Here is a 21,164-nt window from a genome sequence, read left to right as displayed (position 1 = left end):
TTACAGCAGGCTGAACAACGACATTTCATTGATCTTCAGATACGTTTTCTGCGTCGCATTCAAAGCCAACTGGTAGTTATTGAGGTCGATGGTGGCACCGGCATAATCCAGCTCGGAAAGCTCACGGGCGATCTTTTGATTCACCAGCGACACTTCCTCGTTACTGCTGTTGAGCAGCTCCAGGGCATTTTGCCGCCCACCCAGTTCGGTGATGGAGCCTAACACTCGATTGTGGCTCGCATCCAGCGCAGCCAGGGTGTCGGTCAACTGCTGGCGCAACGCGGGATCATTGGATTGCACGCCAGGGGTCTTCAAGCTGGCGATCAATCCGTGTAGTTGATTGAGCATCTCGGCGTTGTTGCCATAAATCTCCACAGCGGTGACGTTCTCGTCCACCAGCACACCGTTCGCGACTGCCGCCTGACGATGCTTGTCATTGCCCGTTACCCTGTATGTCTGTGTAGCGGCATCGTAGGTCAGTGCTGGGGTGTCACTGATCGTGCCGGAAAACAGGTAGCGCCCTTCTTCGTCACGGGCATTGGCGAAGCTGAAAATCGTCGCCTCAATGATCTCCAGCTCGGTCGCCATCGAGGCGAGGTCATCCCCGGAGTTCTTACCATTGGAGGCCCAGAGCAGGATGTCACGCACATTCAGCAGGGCATCGGAGGTTGAGGTCAGATTGGTTTCTTGTACCGACAGGCTGCTGGAGACGTTGGCGATGTTCTTGATGTACTGCTGAACACTCGCCTCTTCGCGCTCAACCCTTAGCACGCGCACACTTGAAATCGGGTCGTCGGAAGGCACCATGATGCGCTGACCAGTGGCCATCTGCTGCATGAGTTTGCCCAGCTCGGCCGAATTGGTATTCATCGAGTTGTGCATCATCGCAGTAATCTGCGCGTTAGTGATCCGCATCATGATTCAGCTCTCACAAGGGCGCGTCAGAACGCGGCCAGCATGTCTTCAAAAAGTTGGTTAGCGGTGGTGATGACTTTCATGTTGGCCTGATAGGCCTGCTGATAGGTCATCAAGTTGACCGCCTCTTCATCGAGGTTTACTGCACTGACGCTGTCACGCTGTGCCTGGGCCTGCTGTGTAACGGTGGTGGCCGAGTTCAGGTCAGCCTGATTCTGGCGGCTGTCGCTGGCCACACGGCCCAGTAGGCCTGCATAGGCATCGTTAACACTGACTTGGCTGCCGCGCAGGGTAATGGTGCTGTTCTTCAGCTCCAGCAATGCCAGCAAGGCTTCGTTGTTACCGCTCTCACCGACGGAGGAAGAAAAGCCCAGCTCCTCCGGTGTTAAGTTCTCCGCGCTGATCATGCCCGTGGTGCTGCTGGGGTCATAGTAGAACAGCGCGCGGCCTGGGTTACCTGCCAGGTCATAGCCATTGCCCAAGGCATCGTTGATCATCTGCGCCAGACCAGACGCCATGGTGTGCAGGGCCTCTTGGTTAGGCCGCAGGCTCTGGTACTCAACGTCGTAAAGACCACCGAATGCGCCACCAAAACCGTCCATGCGCAGGTTGAACCGCGTGCCCGCGAAACTCAGGCTGATGTCTTGCTCGCCGCTGGCAGTAGGCGTGACGGTGAGCTGTGCAGCGGTAGGCCCGGCGACCAAGGGCTGACCATTGGCCATGGCGACAGTGATCGAACCGTCCGGGGTTTCGTTAACGCGAATTTTGGCGTATTGGCTGAGCTGTCCGATGAGGCTCTCGCGCTGATCACGCAGTGCCGAGCTGTCACCTTGGACTGATTCGGTTTCGATGATTTTCTTGTTCAGCAGGGCGATGTTGGCGGTCACACCGTTAACTTCAGTGGCCATTGCCACGCGCTGCTCTTGCAGGGCTTTGATCTGAGCGTCGATGTTGCTGTTCAGCACATTGAAACGCTGGGCGAGGTTGCCCGCTTCGCTGATGATCTGCTGACGCAGGGCGATGGAGCTTGGCGTGGCACTGGCTTCACTGACAGCCGCAAAGAACTGATCCAGGCCCACACTGATGCTTGAGCCGTCGCCTGCCATCAAGGTTTCCAGCGAAGTCAGGTATTGCTGGGACGCGCTGTAATATTCTTGCTCGGTGGTCGCTCGCCACAATTGCTGATTGTGAAAGTCGTTGGTCATGCGGCGGATGCTGGTGACCTCAACCCCGCCCCCCACGCTCAACCCACCCTGGCCGGACAGTGATGCGGTCAGAGTTTGCAGACGGCTGAAGCCCGGTGTGTTGACGTTGGCGATGTTCTGCCCGGTGCTGGCAAGTGCGGCTTGGTTGGCGCGCACACCGCTATAGGCGATCTGACTGAGGATGCTCACAACGGACTCTCCTAACGCTCAAGCCGAACAGGCTGAGCAAACGCCGGAAGGCGCGCAGCAGCGTCGCCTTCAGCAGATAATTCACGTGTTACTGAATTTAAGGCGACACGACTGGCGTCAGACTTAAGGGTTGTTTGCAGCGGCAGGTTTAACTGTTGGCTGGCGAGGTTGCTCAACAACACACCGCTGTCGGCGCTCAGGGCGCTGGCCAGTCGCTGCTGAGACTCAGCGCGCTGCACGGCGGCCTGCTCGCGGGCCGGTGCGTCGGCGTCATCCATAGCAGCAAGAATCTTACGGGCGTAGTCCCGGGTTTCCTGATAAGGGATACGCGCAATCCAGGCCTGCTCGCCAATTTCGCCCGTACGCGGGTCACCGTTGACCTGCAGCCACTCATCCACTTTACCCGGGCCTGCGTTATAGGCCGCCAAGGCCAGCGCTGGGCTGCCGTCGTAGCGCTGCAACATACGCTGCAGGTACGCCGTACCCAGCTGCATGTTGTAGTCGGCATCAGTGGTCAAACGGGCCTGATCAAACTCAATGCCCAGCTCTGCCGCCATGTCTTGTGCCGTACCAGGCATCAGCTGCATAAGGCCCAAGGCACCTTTTGGTGACACAGCATCCACCCGGCCATCAGACTCTTGATTGATCACGCGCTGCACCAGCGACTTGAAATCCACCGGCTCATTAGCCGCCTGCGCAACAGGCCAGGGCGATTCGCTGCGGCTCCGCTGCCACGTGCTGCGTATCGGCTCCTGGAAGCTGGTGGCCGTGCGAGCAGGCAGTTCGGCCTCGCGGGCGGCCAGGGCAGCAGCCTCGTAATCGGGCAGGGCGCCTGGGGATAACTGCGCCACCAGCATATCGGCAATGCCGGTTTGCTTACGCTTGGACAGGGTGTCAGCCAGTGCCTGATCGTAAAAATCGCGCATGCTGTCCAGTTCGCGACTGCGCATGGGGTTACCGTCACTGAGCACGTCGCTGGCTTTGCGCATCTGCTTGAGGATCTGTTGCAGGAACAGCGCTTCGAATTGCTCGGCGGCCAGTTGCAACTTCTGCTCGCGGGCGCGGCTGATGGTGTCGGAGCCCGCACGTTGCGTGCCGAGGTGTTGCGTGAAAGAAACAATGCTCATGGTCAGATCACAATCAATTCAGCATTAAGGGCACCCGCACGCTCCAGGGCCTGAAGGATGCTCATCACATCATCTGGGGTCGCGCCCAGGCTGTTCACCGTGTTGATGATGCTGTCCAGGCTCGCCCCTTCCGGCCAGCGGAACATGCCGTTGCGGTCTTGCGCGACCTCTACATCAGAGCGCGGCACCACAGCGGTCTGCCCCTGAGAAAACGCATTGGGCTGGCTAACCTGCGGAGTTTCGCTGATCGTCACCGTCAAGCTGCCATGGCTGACGGCTGCCGCCTTAACCCGCACACCTTCACCCACCACAACAGTCCCCGTACGGCTGTTGAATACTACCTTTGGCCGCTCACGACCTTCGGCAATCTCCAGCCCTTCGAGCATCGCCATAAAGCTAATGCGCTGAGTGCTGGCCTGCGGGGCACGCAAGGAAATCTTGGTGGCATTCAGCGCCGTCGCGGTGCCCATACCAAAACGCTGGTTAACCGCTTCGACCACTCGCGTTGCAGTCTGGAAACTCGGCTCGCGCAGGTTAAGCATGACGTCAGGGCGCTCACTAAAGTCAGTGGGGATCATCCGCTCCACGGTCGCACCATTGGGTACGCGGCCGCTGTTGGCAGAATTGATCGCCACACTGGAACCGCTGGCGCCGCTGGCATTCAGCCCGCCAACCACGATTGCACCTTGCGCCAAGGCGTAGATTTCGCCGTCCACGCCATGCAGCGGGGTCATCATCAACTGGCCGCCGCGCAGGCTCTTGGCATCGCCCAATGAGGCGACGGTGACATCTACGGTCTGACCGGGGCTGTAGGAAGGCGGAATGTCGGCCGTGACGCTAACAGCCGCGACGTTTTTCAGTTTTGGATCCACGTTGTCCGGCAGGTTGATGCCGAACTGTTTGATCATGTTGGCCACGGACTGGCTGGTGAATTTCACCTGATTTTTGTCACCCGTGCCGTCCAGGCCCACCACCAGGCCATAGCCCACCAACTGGTTACCGCGGATGCCTTCGACATCCACCAAATCCATCAGCGGCACCGCCAGCGCTGACAGGGGAAAGCTCAAGGCGCAGGCAAGGATTAAACGTTGAAACATGACGGGCCTCTTACAGTGGGAACAGCGGGCTGCTGAAGAAACGGCTCAGCCAACCGGCACTGTTGCTGTCATTGAGCACACCGCGACCGGCGTAGGAGATGCGCGCATTGGCGACATTCTGCGAGGAGATGCGGTTGCCACGGCTGATGTCATCCATGCGCACCAGACCTTCCAGGCGGATGTATTCGTCGCCCTGGTTCAGGCGCAGGGCTTTCTCGCCACGAATCAGCAGGGTGCCGTTGGGCAATACCTGATGCACAGTGACCGCGATGGCCCCGCGCAGGGTGTTCTGCTGCGAGCTTTTGGCCGAGCCATCAAAATCCCGCTCGGCCTCAGCCTGGGTATTCAGCTGATCGAACTGCTTGTCGAGAATCGTCGGGATGCCAATGCCGATGCTTGAGCTCTTACCAAAGCTGGTACCTGCACTCTTGCTCGACTGGGTGGACTCATCCAACACCACGGTGAGGATGTCACCCACGCGCACGGCGCGCTTGTCGCTGATCAGCGAACCGGCATAGCCACTGCGGAACAGCCCACCACTGACAGTCGGCGGCTGGCTGTAGTCCAACTCCAGCGGTTCATAACGGCTGGAGTCTTCTTCAGGCAGCATTTCGTTGAAGCTGGCACAGCCACCGAGCAACAGGCTCAGCGCAAGCAGAGTCAGGCGGGTCATCCCATTACACCGTCTGGTTGAGGAACTGCTGCATGCCGGATGCGGCATCCAGCACCTTGGCATTGGCCTCATAAGCGCGCTGGATGGAGATCATATTGACCATGGCCTCGACCACTTCTACGTTGGAACCTTCCAATACACCTTGCTTGAGCTGGCCGAGGCCATCTTGACCGGCCACACCCTCAACAGGCTCACCGCTGGCGGCGGTCTCACGGTACAGGTTACCGCCCAACGCCTCCAAGCCAGTGGGGTTGGTGAAGTTCACCAAAGTGATCTGCCCCAGTTCACTGGGCAGGCTATCGCCCGGCAATACAGCGGTGACGATGCCGTCCGCACCGACGGTAAAGCGAGTGCTGCCCGCAGGCACTTCGATCCCCGGCACCAGTGGCAGGCCCTGAGAATTGACCAGCATGCTTTCGTTGTTCAGCTGAAACTGACCGTTTTCGGTGTAGTAGATGTCACCGTTTGGCGCTTCAACCTGAAAGAAGCCGCTGCCCACAATGGCCAGATCCATCGGCTGGCCGGTGGGTTCGATGTTGCCTTCAGTGAAGACTTTCTGCGTACCGGCAATGCGTACACCACTGCCTAGCTGAATGCCGGAAGGTACGGTGTTGATCTCATCAGCCTGTGCACCCGGCTGCTTTTCGATGGAATAGAACAGGTCTTCAAAAACCACGCGGTCGCTCTTGAAGCCTTTGGTGTTGACGTTGGCCAGGTTATTGGCCACAGCGCCCATGGCTTTGTCCTGGGCGGCCAGACCGGTTTTGCTGACCCACAATGCCGAACTCATATGCTTTCTCCTGTCTGCCCGCTTAGCTGCCGCGGATCATGCGGTTGCCGGCTTCGGACAGATCCTCGGCCGCTTTCATCATTTTCACCTGGGTTTCAAACAGGCGGTTGAGGCTCATGGTGGCCATCAACTGGTCAATTGAAGACACGTTGCTGGCCTCCAGGTAACCGCTGGCCAAGACCGCATTTTCAGCGTCAGCCGCAGGCGTCCCATCCAGCGTGGTGAGCAGGCCGGTCGCGTCTTTGGTCAGGTTGGTGGCGGGCACATCCACCATACGGATACGGTCAACTTCGGCTGTCAGGTAATCACCGCGCGGCACCACCGAAACGGTGCCGTCACGGCCGATGCTGAGCTGGTCGTATTCAGGCAGAACGATCGGGCCACCTTCACCCATCAGCGGCAAGCCATTCACGGTCAGGCGCAGCTGAGCATCCACCTGTAACGCACCGTGGCGGGTGTAACGCTCTTCACCTTCGGCATTTTCGACCACCAGCAGGCCTGCGCCCTGAATGGCCACATCCAGTTCACGCCCGGTCGCCATCAGCTCACCCGGCGTAAGATCAATGCCGTTGTTACGCGCCACAGCCATATGCCGGCTGTCGTAGCCATAGCCTTCCAACGAGACGCTCTCGGCCTGTTCCATGTCGGCACGGAAGCCCGGCGTGTTGACGTTGGCGAGGTTGTTAGCACGCACCGTCAGCGAACTCATGGTGCGGCTGGCTGCGCTCATTGCGGTGTAACCCAAACGGTCCATGGATCAGCCTCAGATCGCGCCAAACAGGCTTTGAATCAGTTCTTTGTTAGTGGTCAGCACGCGGGTGTTGGCCTGGTAGTTACGCTGGCCTTCCATCAACCCCACCAGCTGCTCAGTCAGGTCGACGTTGGAGTTCTCCAGGGCGCCAGCCACCAGCTCACCGAATGCACCTGCACCCGGAATACCAATCAGCACCTGGCCGGATTCAGCCGTCTCTTGCCAGGCGGTACCGTCTACGCTGCGCAGACCACCGGGGTTGGCGAAGTTAGCCAGGGCAACCTGACCTTGCAGCATGCGCTGGCCGTTGCTGTAGTTGGCGTAGACCATGCCGTCTTTCTCGATGGAAAGACCGGTTTGTTCACCTGCGGCATAGCCCGAAGCGCGGTTGCTGGTCACCACAAAGTCGGTGCCATATTGGCTGGAGTTGCTGTAGTTCACCGCCACGTTCATGGCATCAACCCCGACCAGGTTGAAGCTGACGTTTACTGGAGCCGTCGGGGAGGCCAACGCACCGCCTGTGGTGAAGCTAATCGCTTGAGGACCCGCAGCTGGCGTCACATCCACGCCATCGGCAAAGTAGTAGGCGTTCCAGTTGTTGGGCGATGTTTTAACGAAATACTGAGTCAGAGTGTGCTCTTTGCCCTGGGAGTCAAACACCTTGGTGGTGTAAGTGGAGTTGTAGGTGTTGACGTCATTGGCATCGAACGCCAGCAGCGGGACTTCTTCGTTTGAATCCAGGTTCATGACGAAATCCAGCGTCTCGGTGGCCTTAGCCGGGAGGTTAGCGCTTTGCAGCTGCATATCACCCATGACGCCTTCCAGCAGGTTGCCCGCCGCATCTACGGTGTAGCCCTGCAAACGCTGCCCTGCCGCGTTTACGATCAGGTTGTCTTTATTGGCAGTGAATACACCCGCACGGGTGTAGCTGACTTCGCCAGTAGGTGTACGCGTGATGTAGAAACCACTGCCGGCAATGGCCAGGTCGAGGGTACGACCGGTTGTGACCAGCGAGCCATTCTGGCTGATGCTCTGGGTTGTACCGAGCACCTCAACACCCATGGCCTGTGAGTCGGCATAGATGCTGCCGAACTCGGTACGGGATGATTTGAAACCCGTAGTACCGGCGTTGGCGATGTTGTTACTGATGGTGTTGAGCTGTTCGTTGACGGCGTTCAAACCAGTCAGGGCTACGTTGAAACTCATGGCGTCAAAACCTTAAATAATCGGCAAACGGGATCAGAGCAGACCGGCAACAGGGGCCGGGCCGAACTCGGTAATGTTGTAGAAGGGCACAGAGCCAATACCGGCGATATCCAGTACCGGGCCTTCAGTGCTGACACGCACCTGCTTGACCACTCCAGCCAGCTCGGTAGTCGGGTACTCACCGCTGTCACTCTTAACGGAGAGCTGATAAGTACCCGGCGTCAGCCCAAGCTTCTCGGCGTCCAGTTCGAACGGCACCTTGCCCGGCGCCTGCGAGCCCAGGTTAATTTCCCGGCTGACGCCACGGCTGTCAGTCAGCACCAGTGACAACGCGCCTGCGGCATACTCAAGATTGATGATGCCGGTCACCGGCTCATCAGCGAGCTGCACGGAATCACTGGTTACCTTTACCTCTTGCCCCACAAGGCCGGCTGCGGTGAGGGTTTGCAGGTTGTCCAGCAGCACCAGATTGCTCTGGGTCATGCTCGCCATGTTCTCCAGGCTCTTAACCTGGCTCATGGCCGAGTACTGATTGAGGAACTCGCTGCTATCAACAGGATCGGTCGGATCCTGATTCTTGATCTGGGCAACCATCAGGGTGATGAAGTTGTTCTCCATCTGCGCTGCATCGCTGACGTTAACCGCCTGTTTTACGATTTCATCCGCACCGTAGCCGCTATTGGCAGACGTGTTGTTAGTGACTTGGCTCATCAGCTCTCTCCCAGCTTAAGCAGACCCTGCTGCATGCTCTTCAGGCGATTGAGTACTTCAACACCGGTTTCAAAACTGCGGGTGGCCGACATCATGTCGGTCATTTCTTCGATCTGATTGATATCGGCGTAATAGACATAGCCACGACCATCGGCCATTGGATTGCCTGGCTCGTAGCGGCGCACGGGGTCGCGCCCAGCGCTGACCACATCCAGCACCTGCACATGGGCACCGCCCATACCGGCACCACGGCTCATCAGGTCATTGTTGTAAACCGCAGCAAACACGGGCTTGCGCGCCTGATAGACGTCCTCAGGCTTAGCCGCGGAGGAGTCGGCATTGGCCAAGTTGCTGGCTACGGTATTGAGACGAACGGTCTGCGCGTTCATGGACGAACCGGCAATCCGGTAGATGGAATCGAATGCCACGATCAGCGTCCCTCTATCGCTTGTTTCAGGCCACGGAACTTCATGCTGAGAAAGGTCAGACTGGTCTGGAAGTCCATGGAATTTTTGGAAAACTCCGCCTGCTCGACACTCAGCTCGACGCTGTTGCCATCCTGCGAAGGTTGAGTCGGTACGCGGTATTTGAGATCGGCACCGGCGGAGGCAACCAAGGATGACGAATCCAGCCGCTGCATTTCACTGGCAAAGTCGATATCCCGGGCAAGAAATCCCGGCGTATCTTCGTTGGCCAGGTTGGCCGCCAGAATTTCGCTGCGCTGCATACGCAATTCAAGCGCACGCGCGTGCGGGCCGACTACGTCATCAATCCGTATACTCATCCACCGTTACCTTTCAACCGGTTAGCATGCGGTGCACTGAGCACAAAACGTGCCCACCGCCATATAGATGACTATGCAATTGATTTATAACGATTTTACTGGCGATCACAGTGCGCAAAACCATGCTGGACTTACGCGCAATGACGCTTCAGTGCCAGCATGCGGAAGTATTTTTTCCGCATGCCTGGCGCTGCTTTTCCTCTTCCTACCCAGCCATGCCACCGCCACTACGGCCACAGGGCAAATCGAAGCGCGGGTGACTGAACACGTGCAGCACACCGTCGATGAGTACGCCCGCCAACAAGGTTGGCGAAATGTGCGACACACCGTGCAAATCAGCCTCATCGGCAAAAGCGAGCAACTCAGCCCCTGCATGCAGCCCTTACAACTACAAGCGGAACCGGTTGCCGACATCAGCGCACGCATGCGCCTGCAACTGACCTGCACCGACACCCCCGGCTGGACGCTTAGCGCATTCGCCCAGACCACCCTGTATGTACAAGCGGTGCATGCGGCCACACTCATTGATCGCAACAGCACCCTGAGCAGCAACCAACTGCGTCTTGAAGAAATTCAGTGGAGCAAAAGCAACAGGGGCTTCTTTCAGACTCCCCAAGAGGTCAGTGGCCAAGGTGCCAAACGGCGTATTCGCGAAGGGCAGCTGATAACCCCCAGCTTACTCAGCACACCCTTAATGATTCGTCGCGGCGACCCTGTGACCATACGCGCCAGCCAAGATGGCATCAGCGCAGCCACCAAAGGCCAAGCTCTGGCCAATGGCAGGGCAGGGGAAGTGATTCGGGTGCGCAACCTCTCCAGTGAAAAAGTCATTGAAGCCAAAGTGCTTGAGCCCGGCGTTGTCAGCAGCACGTTTCAATAAAATCACTGAAGCCTGTGTAATAGCTGTCTGCACAGACAGCTTTTTAGGGTGAGCAAAGCCTTTATCAGTGAGGCATCCAAGAAATTTCATATTTTTTGCACGCGCCATTTAAGCACCGCCAGAAACTGGTCGCCCTTCATCTACAGCAGGCAATTACAGCCAGCTCCAATCAAGCGATCTCGCACGAAGGAAGAATCAAATGGCTCTGTCTATTCACACTAACTACTCCTCGCTGGTTACTCAGACTAACCTGAGCAAAACCAACAACGCGCTGAGCACTAACCAACAGCGTCTGGGCACTGGCTTCCGCGTAAACAGCGCCGCTGATGATGCTGCTGGCCTGCAAATCGCCGTACGCCTGGAAACCCAATCCCGCGGCATGGCCGTTGCCATCCGCAACACTGGCGACTCCATCTCCCTGCTGCAAACTGCAGAAGGTGCGTTCAATGAGATGACCGACATCCTGCAACGCATGAAGGATCTGGCCACTCAAGGCGCCAACGGCACCAACAGCGCCGACGACCTGAAATCCATGCAGGCTGAGTACGACCAGCTGGGCGAAGAGATGGCCAACATCATGGACAACACCAGCTTTGCCGGTGAGGCCCTGTTCAGCAAAGACGGCACCGCGGGTAAATTCGCTACTGCCGTTAACTTCCAGATCGGCGCAACCTCTGCCGAAACCATGACTCTGGACCTGACCGCATCAGGTACCGACGCCGTTAAGACGCTGACTACCGCACTGGACGGCATGTCCACTGTTTACACCTCTGGTAGCGCCGCCACAGCAGGCGTCGAAATCACTGGCGCAGCTAACGCGACCATCGACCTGGTTAAGACTGCTCTGGACGCCGTTGGCACCCTGCGTTCCCAGTTCGGCGCCACCATCAACCGCCTGAACCACACCGCTAACAACCTGGCCAACATGAAGGACAACACCGACATGTCCAAAGGCCGCATCATGGATGCCGACTTCGCCCAAGAAAGCGCCAGCATGACCAAAAACAGCATGCTGATGCAGTCCGGCATCTCCATGCTGAAACAAGCGGGTCAGATGCCAGGCATGGTTATGTCCCTGCTGGGCTAATCTGCAGCATCCGGGCGTTAATCGCCCACAAAAACGCCCCGTCTTTACGGGGCGTTTTTGTTTGTGCGCTTGGCGCGCATACCCAATTTAAGTGACAATCATCACAAAATCGGAGAAAGCACAAGACTTGTAAGTGTATTTCCTTGACGCCAAAATACCATCACTCGTTTATGGTACGTAAGTTCTGCGATAGCCATGTCCTTTCCAGATCGTCTCAACACCTCCTTAGCACCTCCTCCGGCTGATCCCGCAACATCAAGTTTCCTGACGATCAAGACCGGTCGCAGTGATTGCTATGCGTTGTTCAGCCCATCGCTTTTTCAACTCACGCTGGTGCAAGGTGAGCACACGGAAAAGATTGACCTGGGTTTTTCTGGCACCCGCTTGCTTGAGCGCCTGTTGCAGGTGCCTGGGGAAGTCGTCTCCCGTGATGAGCTAATGAGTTACGCCTGGGCCGACCGGGTAGTCGGCCAGGGCAGCCTGAATCAGCAGATCTACACGTTGCGCCAAGTACTGGGCGACGAAAAAAATCGCGAAATCATTCAGACACTGCCGCGCCGCGGATACCAGATCAACCCTGGCTACCTCGCAGCGTCGGCCAACGACAGCGACGAGCAGCCCGCGCAGGCCATCGCACCCAGTCAGCCTCAGCATCACGGTCGTAGGCTTAACCGCAAGCGGATATCGGCCATGCTCGCTGGAGTTCTGGCTGCGGGAAGCGGCTTGTTTGCCCTGCTAAGCTCAGCCAGCCAACCTGGCGCCACCTACTCAGATCAAGTGACGCTGGGTATGGCCGACATGCATTACATTGAACAATCGCCGCAGCGTCTTGAGCAGCTCATGTCTGACACCCAAGCGCTGAGCACACGCCTGAGCACACTGAATACACAACCCATCACCCTTACACTCACTCAGCGTCAGGGTTACTACCAGTTGGTATGCCAACGCAGCCAGGGTCAGGCGCGCACGCTCATGTTCCACATTAACCAATTTAACCTGCTCAAGGACGCGCAGCTGCTCCGGTGCCTTTCTTGAGCACCGGAGGCGGCCTGAGCCGCGCCCGCTGGCTGATTCCAGCACTGACGGGCCTGTTACTACTGGCGATCTGCATCACGCAGTACCTGTTCTTTCGCTCAAGTTCCGAGATTGATGGCTACCACCATGCGACGGGACAAGTGCAGCTGAGCAACGGTCAGGTGCAGGAGGTGACGCACAACCTGCGCATTCACAATGGACGCTTCTACTGCATGACCCGCCAAGGGGACAGCATCCTGGAAACGTCGGGGGTGGTTGAGCATGGCTTTTTCGGCAACTTCAGACTGCGCGTCGAGAGGGGTGAGGTCAGTAGCCTGACCCCGGAGGTTGATAACTCGCTAGTTTTCAACCTGATGTATGCCAAGAATCCGGGCTCGACCATCACGCTGCGCAAGCTCAATGGCTGCTTGTATGCAGAAGAAACCCAGCAGGTTTATTGCCCGGAAACATAAAGCCCCCGGATTGTGCTCGCTGTGAATCCGGGGTACGACCTGCCACCGAAGCAGATTATTGAGCGGGGGTGGCTTTCTCGGCGCCTTTAAAGTCAGCGCGTAGCTGCCCTTCACCAAACAGCTCACGGTAGAGCCCTTCAGCCTGACTGGTCAGCACCAGCACCTCAATACGCCGGTTGGCGCCATTCCTTGGATCATCGGGTAACAGCGGCATTACATCAGCCTGCGCTGTCACCTGCAGCACGGAGGATGCGGGCAATCCAGCGGCCACCATCACATTACGAGCGCGCAGTGCGCGGTCGCCTGAGAGGTTCCAGTTGTTATAGCCATTGACCACACCTCGATAGGGTGCAGCATCGGTATGACCACTGATGATCAAGTGGTTTTCAACTTTGCCGAGAATCCCTGCCAGACGCTGCAAAAGGGTCTCGAAGTGAGGATCAAGTCGGGCACTACCGCGGGTGAACATAAAGCGATCTTTGTCGTCCTTGATCAACACTCTCAACCCTTGCGGCACCACCTGAACCTCGATATTGGCCTCGGCATTCAGTTGTTTCGCCAGTTGGTCCATCAGCTCAACCAGCACGCGCATTTGGCCCGGCTCTCCGTAATACGGACGAACCTGCTCCAGCAACTCAAGCTGCTGCGCCGTTAGCTCCGGTGCCTCCTTGTCTGAGACCGTTTCTGACTGCTTATCCTCAGGTTTTTTTGCTGTGTTAGCGACATCGTCACGACGCGCAGTCTGTACCGGCACACCATCCAGCTCCAACACCGTCACACTACTGCCATCGAAGATATCAATGCCGCCATCCACGATTGGGTTGGAGATAGAGCCATCGGACTGGCTGATCACATCAAGGCGCGGCTGAACAATCCACAACACCATGAACAGCGCCATCATGGCCAGCGTAAAGTCGGCAAAGGCCACCTTCCAGGCACCACCATGAGCCTCATCATGGCCCTTCTTGCCACGCCGTTTGACAATAATTTCGTGGCCGTCGGACCCGCGCTTTCTCATGCTGCGTCCCTTTCATCCTCGTAACGGTTTACCCAGATCTCCAACTGCTTGAAGGCAGGCTTTACGTCCTGCTCGATCAGTTTTCGACCAGCGTCCACCGCCAGCAGGGTCGGCTTGCCCGCCACATGGGCCACCAGTGTGGTGCGCACGCATTCCAACGCCGACAGCTCGGTTTTAATGCGCTGACTCATGGCATTAGAAAGCGGTTCCATCACGCAGTAGCACATGAAAATACCAATGAAAGTACCGACCAGCGCTGCGGCCACGTGGGCACCAACCTCAGCCACCGAGCCACCAATACTGCCCATGGTGATGATGATGCCGAGAATCGCCGCCAGGATGCCGAAGCCCGGCATGGCTTCGCCAATTTTGTTTAATGAGCGAGAAGGCTGCAGGAGAATGTGTTCCATGGCCTCAAGCTCCTGATCGAGGAAACCCTCCAGTTCATGGGAACTGATCTTGCCCATGGCCATAAGGCGGAAGTTGTCCGCGATGAAGGCCATCAGGTTTTTTTCCTGACGAATCAGCGGGTACTTGGCAAACAGCTCGCTCTGCTCAGGCTCTTCGATGTGGCTGTCGAGCACCTTAAGACCGCCGATCTCCACCATCTCCAACAGTTCATAGAGCAACATCAGCAGCTGCCGTTGAAACTCCTCACCGCGACGCTTGTAGACAAAAACGCCCTTAACTTGGGTAAGCATCTCAATCAGGACTTCTTTCGGGTTGCCGACAATCAGCGCGCCCAGACCAGCCCCCAGGATGATCACCAACTCGGCAGGCTGCCAGAGCATGCTCAACTGCCCCTGTGCCATCAAATAACCACCGAGCACGCACGCCACGATGATCATGATTCCAAGTAATTTCTGCACCCTAGCCTCTCTCGTTCAGGTAACGACTTGCCTTGGCAATAGCCTGTTTGCTTAGCTGGCAGACGCGGGCGTCGCTCAGATCAAGCACCAGAGCAATTTCCTTCAGGCTCAATTCGTGTTGGTAATACAGGCTCAACACCAGTTGCTCACGCTCGCTCAGCTGGCTGAGCGCCTGGGTCAGCAGACGCTCCTTAAGCACACGCTCTTCAACGTTGCTGCCGCCCTGAGCAAAGTGCTCCTGACCGCTACTAAGCAGTTCATCCAGGCTTTCAATGGCTTCACAGGCATCAGCCTGAAGGAAGTCCTGGTACTGCTTTTCGCTGAGCCCGGTGCTGGCCAAAATTTCTTCATCCTGAGGCACACGCCCCAGCTTGCGCGCCAACTCACGGATGGCATCGCGAATACGATGGGTCTGCTGCCGAACCTGCCGCGGACGCCAGTCTTGACGGCGCAATTCATCGAGGATGGCCCCACGAATGCGCAGCGCAGCAAAACGTCCAAACTGCTCATCTGGAGTGCCGTACCGACGCAAGCACTCCATCAGCCCCATCAGACCGATCTGTTCCATATCCTCCCGATCAAGCACTGCGTTGGCTTGCAGGGCCAACTGGCTGACAATACGCTTAACCAGCGGCAGGTACTGCAGCATCCACTTTTGCTCCGCAGCGGGCGCGAGCAGCGGCACACCGCCCTGTTCGGCGGCATAACCTTGCTGGTCCAGACTCGGAGCGTGCATGCAGACGGCCTTATTGCACGATCAGCTTGCTGACCAGCACATGCTCGAAAGGTCGCTGCAGGTGCTTGCTGGAAAAATCTTCAATCACTGCCGTTTCGAGACGACGTTGCAGTTCTTCGATCGGCATGTTGCGCAGGGTGTCGTAGTCCATTACAGACAGATTGGCGACCACCGAGCTACGTACCATCGGGTCAATCTGCGCGAGCTTTTTCTGGTCAGCCTTGATATCAGTTTGCAGCACCAGATCCAGCACGAAGTAGTGCTCGCGATCCTTACCTTTCAGGGTAACGATGACCTTTGGGATGGGGAAAAAACCATACTCTTTGACCTCTTCCTCCTCCTTCACTGCCTCACCGGCAACATCTGCTGAAGCAGTGCTATGCACCCCCTTGAGTGAGCGCAGCATCATGTAGTTGGCAGCGGTACCGCCCAACACCACCAGCGTGTTGAGAATGAGCAACAGGACAACAATCCGCGGCATGGTCATGAAGAATTCTGATTCCTGAAATGGGTTATACGGTCACCAGCACATCGCTGGCAGAGTCCTGCTGATTAGTGCGCTCGGCCTCAGGCTCGACTTGGGCCTGTACCTGTTCATCCAGCGATGCCAGATGCTGCATGGTTTGTCCTTGCTGACGGCCGCCCTGAGAGTCGGCCGAGACCTGTACGTTGACCTGCACAAAGTTCTGCGCCACCAGTTCCTGACGCAGGCGATCGCTGGTCTGCTGTAACAGGCGCGCCACGTCAGCGTTGGCTGCCGAGAGCTGCACGGTGATTCGACCGGCCTCATGGCTGAGGAAAATTTCCAGACTTCCCAGCTCTGGAGGATCAAGGCGGATCGTGGCGTTTTGCACACGCTGGTTAATTTGCAGCTCAACCGTCTCACGCAGGCTTTGCAGCATCTGCTCCCCCCAACGCGCCTGAGGTGCGTGTAACTTGAGGGTCGATTGCAGCTGGGCAGTCTGCGACTGCGGCGCCTCCGAGAGGCCGTTGAGTACAGCGGCATCCGTCGAAGTGGCTACTGGCAACTCACCGGCGGTTTGAGTGGTGAGCAAAGCAGCACCGGTAGCCGTCATAACCGCGGCGGTTGATGGCAGCACAGCGCTCGCCGTTGCTGCCGGTGAAGCAAGCTCACTGCCAGTGAGTACGGGGTTACGGGCTGCGAGCGATTGCCAGACGCGTGCATCCGGCTGAGTTGCAGCCTGCGACGGCACCACAGCGGCAAGCTGCAGCTCAGCCAGTTCATCCACCACAGCGGACGACTGCTCGGGAAGCGGCGTAGCGGGTAGGTCGGACTCACGGGCTTCAATTTGAGCAGCCTGTTGCTGCAGCATACTGTTCAACCAGTGCTCAGCGTCGATCACTGCAGGCTCGACGGGGAGGGGCTGCGCTTGAGTTTGGGGTTGTGCATCACCCACGAGTAAGCTCTCGGCTGCCACCTCATCAACCGCCAGTTGCAGGCCAAATGAAGCGAGCGCCAGCTCACCAGACGGCTCCAGCGGGCTTGCTGCAACGGCCTCTGCAGGCACTGGGCCTGCGGCCTGGACGGCATTTGAATGGATCGACTGCAACACCTTCACCAACTCCCGCTTAAAACTGATCGATGCGCATATACGCGCTGCGCCCTTCGGCGTATTCCAAATGACGCAACAATGTCACCCGCAGGCGCTCACACTCTTCAGCACCGGCAACCCGCACTTCATCATGCAGGTGTTTAAGCCGCCGCCTGGCCTCGAGCACTTCTGCGCTGAGGTGTGGCAAACCATTCAGCAACTCAAGGCACGTACGGATGCGCGCATCAATTTCACCGATACGCTCCCACTGTGAACTGGCAAAGGCCTCTGCGAGCTGCTCATGCAGCACCTGCAAGGCACGCAGCTCACTTCCTGGCGGCATTCACACCTTCCCAGCCTTCACGCAACACGCTGAGCAAGCCGACGACCTCGTCCAAGCCTTCCAATGAGAGACTGACGCTGACATCAGAAAGCCGGTAGATGCAGTATTCATACAAACGCGACAGGCTTTGCACCGTCTCACCACCTGCGTCGTAGTCCAGCGCACTGTTCAGGCCGTTGAGAATGTTCAGGCACTTCTCCAGCGACTGGCCTTTCTGTTGATAACGCTTGGCTTCGATATGGCCACGGGCACGGGCTAACTCATCCAGCAGGCCGTCAAACAGCACCAGCACCAGCTCGTAGGGCGAGGCAGCAGCAGCCCGCGACTCTAAATCTACAGAGCGGTAGTTTTCGTAGCTTTCGTTGGGGTGATAACTCATCCAAACATCCCTGAAGTCTGCTCCATCGACGACATGGTCTGCATCAGACTGGTGTACTGACGAAGGTAGCGGTTGTAGTAGTTGTCGTATTGCTTCTGGATGTTGTCGTACTCGGTATCCAGACGACGCAATTGGGTATTAAGCGTGTCTTTACGCTTGGTCAGCACGCCACTGGCACTGGAGGTATAGAGATTCAGATTCTTGTCGAGGGTATCGAGCAAGTTGCCCTTATCGGTGAACAACTTGTCGAAGCCTTCCGGGTTAGCAGTGATGGCTTTCTCAAAACGCGTGGCATCAATCGTCAGCTTGCCGCTGCGGTCAGCGGAAATACCGAAGTCAATCAAGCTGGCACCGCCAAAAGAGGTGCGAATCAGGTTGTTGAGCATGCTCTCAATCGCGCGCACGCTGCTGTCGCCTGCCAGTGAGCCACGGGCGGAGGTTTCGCTACCACTGGTGGTCAGACTATCGAAGGTGCTCATCAACGTGTTGAAGGCGGAAACAAAGGCCTGAGCCTTTTCCTTTGTTGCCTTCTGGTCCTGCGCAACTTCAAGGCTGATGGCTGTATCGCCACTGGCCTGTGCTTTGGTGAACGTCAGGCTGACGCCATCAATAATATTTTCGAAGGTATTGGTGGTGCTGGTCAGCTTGATGCCGCCTTCGCCCCCCAGATAAACCTCGGCATCCTTCGCTTCGCTAAGCACGGTCTGGTTGCTGAGCGCGTCACTCAGGGCTGCATTGCCGGACGCAGAGAGGCTAATGGCCTGGTCTGCTCCGGTTTTTTCGCTGCTCAGAACCAGATTGATCTCGCCATTGCTACGCACCAGCGAGGCTTTGACACCGGTGTTGTCTGCAGCGCCATTGATAGCGGCCGCTAGCTCACTTAGGGTTGCAACACCCGACATATCAACGGTGAAGGTTTCGCCGTTTTGACCCAGGGTCAGGCTGCCGCTGCCCATATCGGCATCAGTCAGCCCCGACAAGGCAATCTGACTTTTGCTGGCCAGTTGCGCGACAAAGAAGTCGTAAGAGCCCTCTACAGCCTTGGAGCTCACGGTTGCGGTGGCATAACCTTCTTGGCTGAATTTAGCACTGGTGACCAGCATCGAGCCGCCACTGCTGGTGCTTTTCAATCCACTGGCCGTTGATTTGAAACTTTTCAGCGCAGAATCAAGGGAGGTCACGGCCTTCAGCTGCGCATTGTAATTGCTCTCATTGCGCTGAGCCTTGGTCAGTTGCCCCTGAATTTCAAGCTGAGCCAACTGCGTGGCCATGCTTTGCACGTAATCTGAATCAATAGCCATAGTCGACACCCATTTTTCTGTGATTTAGCAATAGCAGTGCCAACAGCTGAAGCCCTATGAATAGTGGGCTCTGGTGCAGGCATCAGGTGAAAAGGCGCTTCCGTAATCGGCGTTTTTTCAAACATGAGGAAGTAATACTTCCGCACCCGCACCGATGACGGACTCTTCCCAGATAAGGGCGACAAAAAACGTGCGCGGCTTAAGCCGCAGAAGAAATTGCCGAAGGCAGCAAGGCACGACTCCGACTACTCAGGTGGCAGGCGCCTCTTCGCGCAGAGTTACGGTCAGCTGGGTTTCACCTGGGCGGGAGGTAATAGCCAGATTTCCGCCGATACGCTCGATACGCATACGCATACTGTTCATCCCAATGCCTTGGCCCTGTCCGCTGATTTGCTGAGGGTCAAACCCACAGCCATTGTCTTTAACACTCAGCGTCAACCCTTTTCCCGGCAGGGGCTGCATGTCGATTTCCAAACGGGTGCAACGGCTGTGCTTGAGCACGTTGGTTAGGGCCTCCTCGAGAAACCGAGTCAGGGCCAGCAAGCGCATCGCGTCAACTTCAAACGGCCATTGCTCAGGCAAACGCCACACTGTGCTCACGTCTAACTCATCAAACAGCACAGAAAAGCGGCGGCGCAGAGGCGCTATCCAGATAGATGGGGTCGAGCTATCGGCAGAGACGACCGAGGAGCTGCCATCAATGACATGGCGCAAATCATTACGCAGCTCCTTGAGCATGGATAAAAACTGAGACCGTTCAAGGGAGCGGTTCTGCTCGGTGAGGATAATTGACCGCATCAGCGAACTGCCCATGCTGTCATGCAGGTCGTGAGTCAGGCGCAATCGCTCATTAAGGCGGATGTTCGCACTCTCAAGTTCATACTCACGCTTGAGAATCCGGGTCAGTTCATCACGGGTGTTGCCCACTGCCAGCTGCAACTCCTCGTTAAAACTCTCAATGCGCCGCAAACCGGACACAAAACGCCAGGCCACGATGATAAACATCACCAACGAACCCAGTGGAGCTGACAAGGTTTTAACATCCTGTAAGTACGTCATCAGCCCCAAAAATGCCAGCAGGTCGTAGGTATTGAGCAACAGAAATATCAACATACACAGCCCCAGCAATAGCTGGTCAGACTTACGTGTTTTCAGCACGTGCACAACAAAGCCCAGACACACCAAATTAAAAATGGCCCGGTACAGCAGCGTGCAAATGAACTGCAAACCCGCGATCTGTTCGGCCTCTGCCAGGGCAATATAACCGGAGACCGCAATGGTCGAGCCCCAGAGAAGCGGCGTAAGTCTGGGGAAGTGCAGCCCAACATACGACCAAGCAAACATTGCGAATGTGCAGTTGTAGAAAATCAGGGTAATCAGGCTCAGTCGATCCCACGTCGTACCCAGCTCAAATGGCCAGGGCGAGGTGATGAACATATTGATTATGCCGAACGTCCACAGCAGTGAGCTCAGACCAAACCATCCCAAGGCGCGCTCTTTCGGACGCATGAGCCATATCACTAGGAACAGACAGGCGATCACCAACGAAATGATCATGTTGATGCTGAAAGCTTGACGCTGCTGCCAGAGATTCTTTTTATGCAGCGCCTGTATTTTCTGCGGATCGCCCAACCACACATTGCCCAAACCAGGAGCAGGATGTCGCTCACTGACCACCCGGAACAGCAATGTGTTTTCCGATTTCATGACAGACATGGGCAACAGCCAGTAACGCGGCATGTTCCAACTGCGTGATAGCGGGCTTTGCAGGGATTCGTCCTGCCAGAGCAGATCACCGTTGAAGAACACCTGGGCCGCCAGCACCATGCGATCCACAGCCAAAGATACGGGCTGGTCTGTACAGGCTGAAACCCAGCTAATGCGGTACCACAATACGCGCGGAGAGTCCCCTTCACGGGATTTCCATAAGTCGGGCAGGGCAACGTGTGTCCAGCCGTTTTGCGGCGCCTTGTGTGGGCTCTGCTCGGCTGCGACCTCAGTGCCGGTGATCTGCACCGAGCAGCCCCACACCGTGTGGGGCAACCACAGCAACAAACTCAGCA

General features: G+C 57.1%; 24 protein-coding genes. 4 read left to right on the top strand and 20 right to left on the bottom strand.

What is annotated here, in order from left to right; genetic code table 11:
• From flgL to flgB, 11 genes are read right to left on the bottom strand one after another with little or no spacing between them, the layout of a single operon-like run.
• On the bottom strand, nucleotides 1-915 hold the full coding sequence (gene flgL / locus WG219_00710) for a flagellar hook-associated protein FlgL (protein ID WXL28075.1): 915 nt from the start codon (nucleotides 913-915) through the stop codon (nucleotides 1-3).
• A gap of 26 nt (nucleotides 916-941) precedes the next feature.
• Nucleotides 942-2,309, bottom strand: coding sequence for a flagellar hook-associated protein FlgK (gene flgK / locus WG219_00705; protein WXL26047.1), 1,368 nt, complete (start codon nucleotides 2,307-2,309; stop codon nucleotides 942-944).
• Nucleotides 2,310-2,320: 11 nt separating this feature from the next.
• Entirely contained in the window at nucleotides 2,321-3,436 is a 1,116-nt protein-coding gene (locus WG219_00700; GenBank protein ID WXL26046.1) for a transglycosylase SLT domain-containing protein, read from the bottom strand.
• Between the two features lie 2 nt (nucleotides 3,437-3,438).
• A complete protein-coding gene (locus WG219_00695) occupies nucleotides 3,439-4,533 on the bottom strand; it encodes a flagellar basal body P-ring protein FlgI (GenBank protein WXL26045.1) in 1,095 nt (364 codons plus the stop codon).
• 10 nt (nucleotides 4,534-4,543) lie between these two features.
• Nucleotides 4,544-5,206, bottom strand: a complete 663-nt coding sequence (gene flgH / locus WG219_00690; GenBank protein WXL26044.1) for a flagellar basal body L-ring protein FlgH — start codon at nucleotides 5,204-5,206, stop codon at nucleotides 4,544-4,546.
• A 4-nt stretch (nucleotides 5,207-5,210) separates the two neighbouring features.
• Nucleotides 5,211-5,996 (bottom strand): flagellar basal-body rod protein FlgG, encoded by a 786-nt coding sequence (gene flgG / locus WG219_00685; protein WXL26043.1) that lies wholly within the window; start codon nucleotides 5,994-5,996, stop codon nucleotides 5,211-5,213.
• 22 nt (nucleotides 5,997-6,018) lie between these two features.
• Nucleotides 6,019-6,750 (bottom strand): flagellar basal body rod protein FlgF, encoded by a 732-nt coding sequence (locus WG219_00680; protein WXL26042.1) that lies wholly within the window; start codon nucleotides 6,748-6,750, stop codon nucleotides 6,019-6,021.
• A 9-nt stretch (nucleotides 6,751-6,759) separates the two neighbouring features.
• A complete protein-coding gene (gene flgE, locus WG219_00675) occupies nucleotides 6,760-7,953 on the bottom strand; it encodes a flagellar hook protein FlgE (protein WXL26041.1) in 1,194 nt (397 codons plus the stop codon).
• 33 nt (nucleotides 7,954-7,986) lie between these two features.
• The gene (gene flgD / locus WG219_00670) at nucleotides 7,987-8,664 is read right to left on the bottom strand and encodes a flagellar hook assembly protein FlgD (GenBank protein WXL26040.1); all 678 of its coding nucleotides are present in this window, start codon (nucleotides 8,662-8,664) and stop codon (nucleotides 7,987-7,989) included.
• The gene (gene flgC / locus WG219_00665) at nucleotides 8,664-9,092 is read right to left on the bottom strand and encodes a flagellar basal body rod protein FlgC (GenBank protein ID WXL26039.1); all 429 of its coding nucleotides are present in this window, start codon (nucleotides 9,090-9,092) and stop codon (nucleotides 8,664-8,666) included. The genes flgD and flgC overlap by 1 nt, the downstream gene beginning before the upstream one ends.
• A 2-nt stretch (nucleotides 9,093-9,094) precedes the next feature.
• Nucleotides 9,095-9,448, bottom strand: a complete 354-nt coding sequence (gene flgB, locus WG219_00660; GenBank protein ID WXL26038.1) for a flagellar basal body rod protein FlgB — start codon at nucleotides 9,446-9,448, stop codon at nucleotides 9,095-9,097.
• A gap of 73 nt (nucleotides 9,449-9,521) precedes the next feature.
• Between flgB and flgA the strand changes: the two genes are divergently transcribed.
• From flgA to WG219_00640, 4 genes are all read left to right on the top strand, one after another.
• Nucleotides 9,522-10,328, top strand: coding sequence for a flagellar basal body P-ring formation chaperone FlgA (gene flgA / locus WG219_00655; GenBank protein ID WXL26037.1), 807 nt, complete (start codon nucleotides 9,522-9,524; stop codon nucleotides 10,326-10,328).
• 199 nt (nucleotides 10,329-10,527) lie between these two features.
• Nucleotides 10,528-11,415 (top strand): lateral flagellin LafA, encoded by an 888-nt coding sequence (gene lafA, locus WG219_00650; GenBank protein ID WXL26036.1) that lies wholly within the window; start codon nucleotides 10,528-10,530, stop codon nucleotides 11,413-11,415.
• 195 nt (nucleotides 11,416-11,610) lie between these two features.
• Nucleotides 11,611-12,450: a winged helix-turn-helix domain-containing protein gene (locus WG219_00645; protein WXL26035.1), complete on the top strand. Its 840-nt coding sequence runs from the start codon at nucleotides 11,611-11,613 to the stop codon at nucleotides 12,448-12,450.
• Nucleotides 12,447-12,902, top strand: coding sequence for a hypothetical protein (locus WG219_00640; protein ID WXL26034.1), 456 nt, complete (start codon nucleotides 12,447-12,449; stop codon nucleotides 12,900-12,902). The genes WG219_00645 and WG219_00640 overlap by 4 nt, the downstream gene beginning before the upstream one ends.
• Nucleotides 12,903-12,957: 55 nt before the next feature.
• Here the strand turns inward: WG219_00640 and WG219_00635 are convergent, their stop codons facing one another.
• From WG219_00635 to WG219_00595, 9 genes are all read right to left on the bottom strand, one after another.
• Entirely contained in the window at nucleotides 12,958-13,920 is a 963-nt protein-coding gene (locus WG219_00635; protein ID WXL26033.1) for an OmpA family protein, read from the bottom strand.
• Entirely contained in the window at nucleotides 13,917-14,789 is an 873-nt protein-coding gene (motA, locus tag WG219_00630; protein WXL26032.1) for a flagellar motor stator protein MotA, read from the bottom strand. Before motA ends, WG219_00635 begins: the two co-directional genes overlap by 4 nt.
• 1 nt (nucleotide 14,790) lies before the next feature.
• Entirely contained in the window at nucleotides 14,791-15,525 is a 735-nt protein-coding gene (locus tag WG219_00625; GenBank protein ID WXL26031.1) for a FliA/WhiG family RNA polymerase sigma factor, read from the bottom strand.
• 10 nt (nucleotides 15,526-15,535) lie between these two features.
• Nucleotides 15,536-16,012 carry a flagellar basal body-associated FliL family protein gene (locus tag WG219_00620; protein WXL26030.1) on the bottom strand — a complete coding sequence of 159 codons (477 nt, stop codon included), beginning with the start codon at nucleotides 16,010-16,012 and terminating at the stop codon, nucleotides 15,536-15,538.
• A gap of 25 nt (nucleotides 16,013-16,037) precedes the next feature.
• The gene (locus WG219_00615; GenBank protein ID WXL26029.1) at nucleotides 16,038-17,099 is read right to left on the bottom strand and encodes a flagellar hook-length control protein FliK; all 1,062 of its coding nucleotides are present in this window, start codon (nucleotides 17,097-17,099) and stop codon (nucleotides 16,038-16,040) included.
• 16 nt (nucleotides 17,100-17,115) lie between these two features.
• Nucleotides 17,116-17,421 carry a hypothetical protein gene (locus tag WG219_00610; GenBank protein ID WXL26028.1) on the bottom strand — a complete coding sequence of 102 codons (306 nt, stop codon included), beginning with the start codon at nucleotides 17,419-17,421 and terminating at the stop codon, nucleotides 17,116-17,118.
• Nucleotides 17,405-17,800 carry a flagellar export chaperone FliS gene (gene fliS / locus WG219_00605; GenBank protein ID WXL26027.1) on the bottom strand — a complete coding sequence of 132 codons (396 nt, stop codon included), beginning with the start codon at nucleotides 17,798-17,800 and terminating at the stop codon, nucleotides 17,405-17,407. Before fliS ends, WG219_00610 begins: the two co-directional genes overlap by 17 nt.
• Nucleotides 17,797-19,101 carry a flagellar filament capping protein FliD gene (fliD, locus tag WG219_00600; protein ID WXL26026.1) on the bottom strand — a complete coding sequence of 435 codons (1,305 nt, stop codon included), beginning with the start codon at nucleotides 19,099-19,101 and terminating at the stop codon, nucleotides 17,797-17,799. The genes fliS and fliD overlap by 4 nt, the downstream gene beginning before the upstream one ends.
• A gap of 249 nt (nucleotides 19,102-19,350) precedes the next feature.
• Nucleotides 19,351-21,153 carry an ATP-binding protein gene (locus WG219_00595; GenBank protein WXL26025.1) on the bottom strand — a complete coding sequence of 601 codons (1,803 nt, stop codon included), beginning with the start codon at nucleotides 21,151-21,153 and terminating at the stop codon, nucleotides 19,351-19,353.
• Nucleotides 21,154-21,164: the final 11 nt, after the last annotated feature.

The sequence above is a fragment of the Pseudomonas mendocina genome (assembly GCA_037482215.1).
GTDB classification, from domain to species: domain Bacteria; phylum Pseudomonadota; class Gammaproteobacteria; order Pseudomonadales; family Pseudomonadaceae; genus Aquipseudomonas; species Aquipseudomonas mendocina_E.
This window is presented reverse-complemented; position numbering and strand designations above follow the sequence as displayed.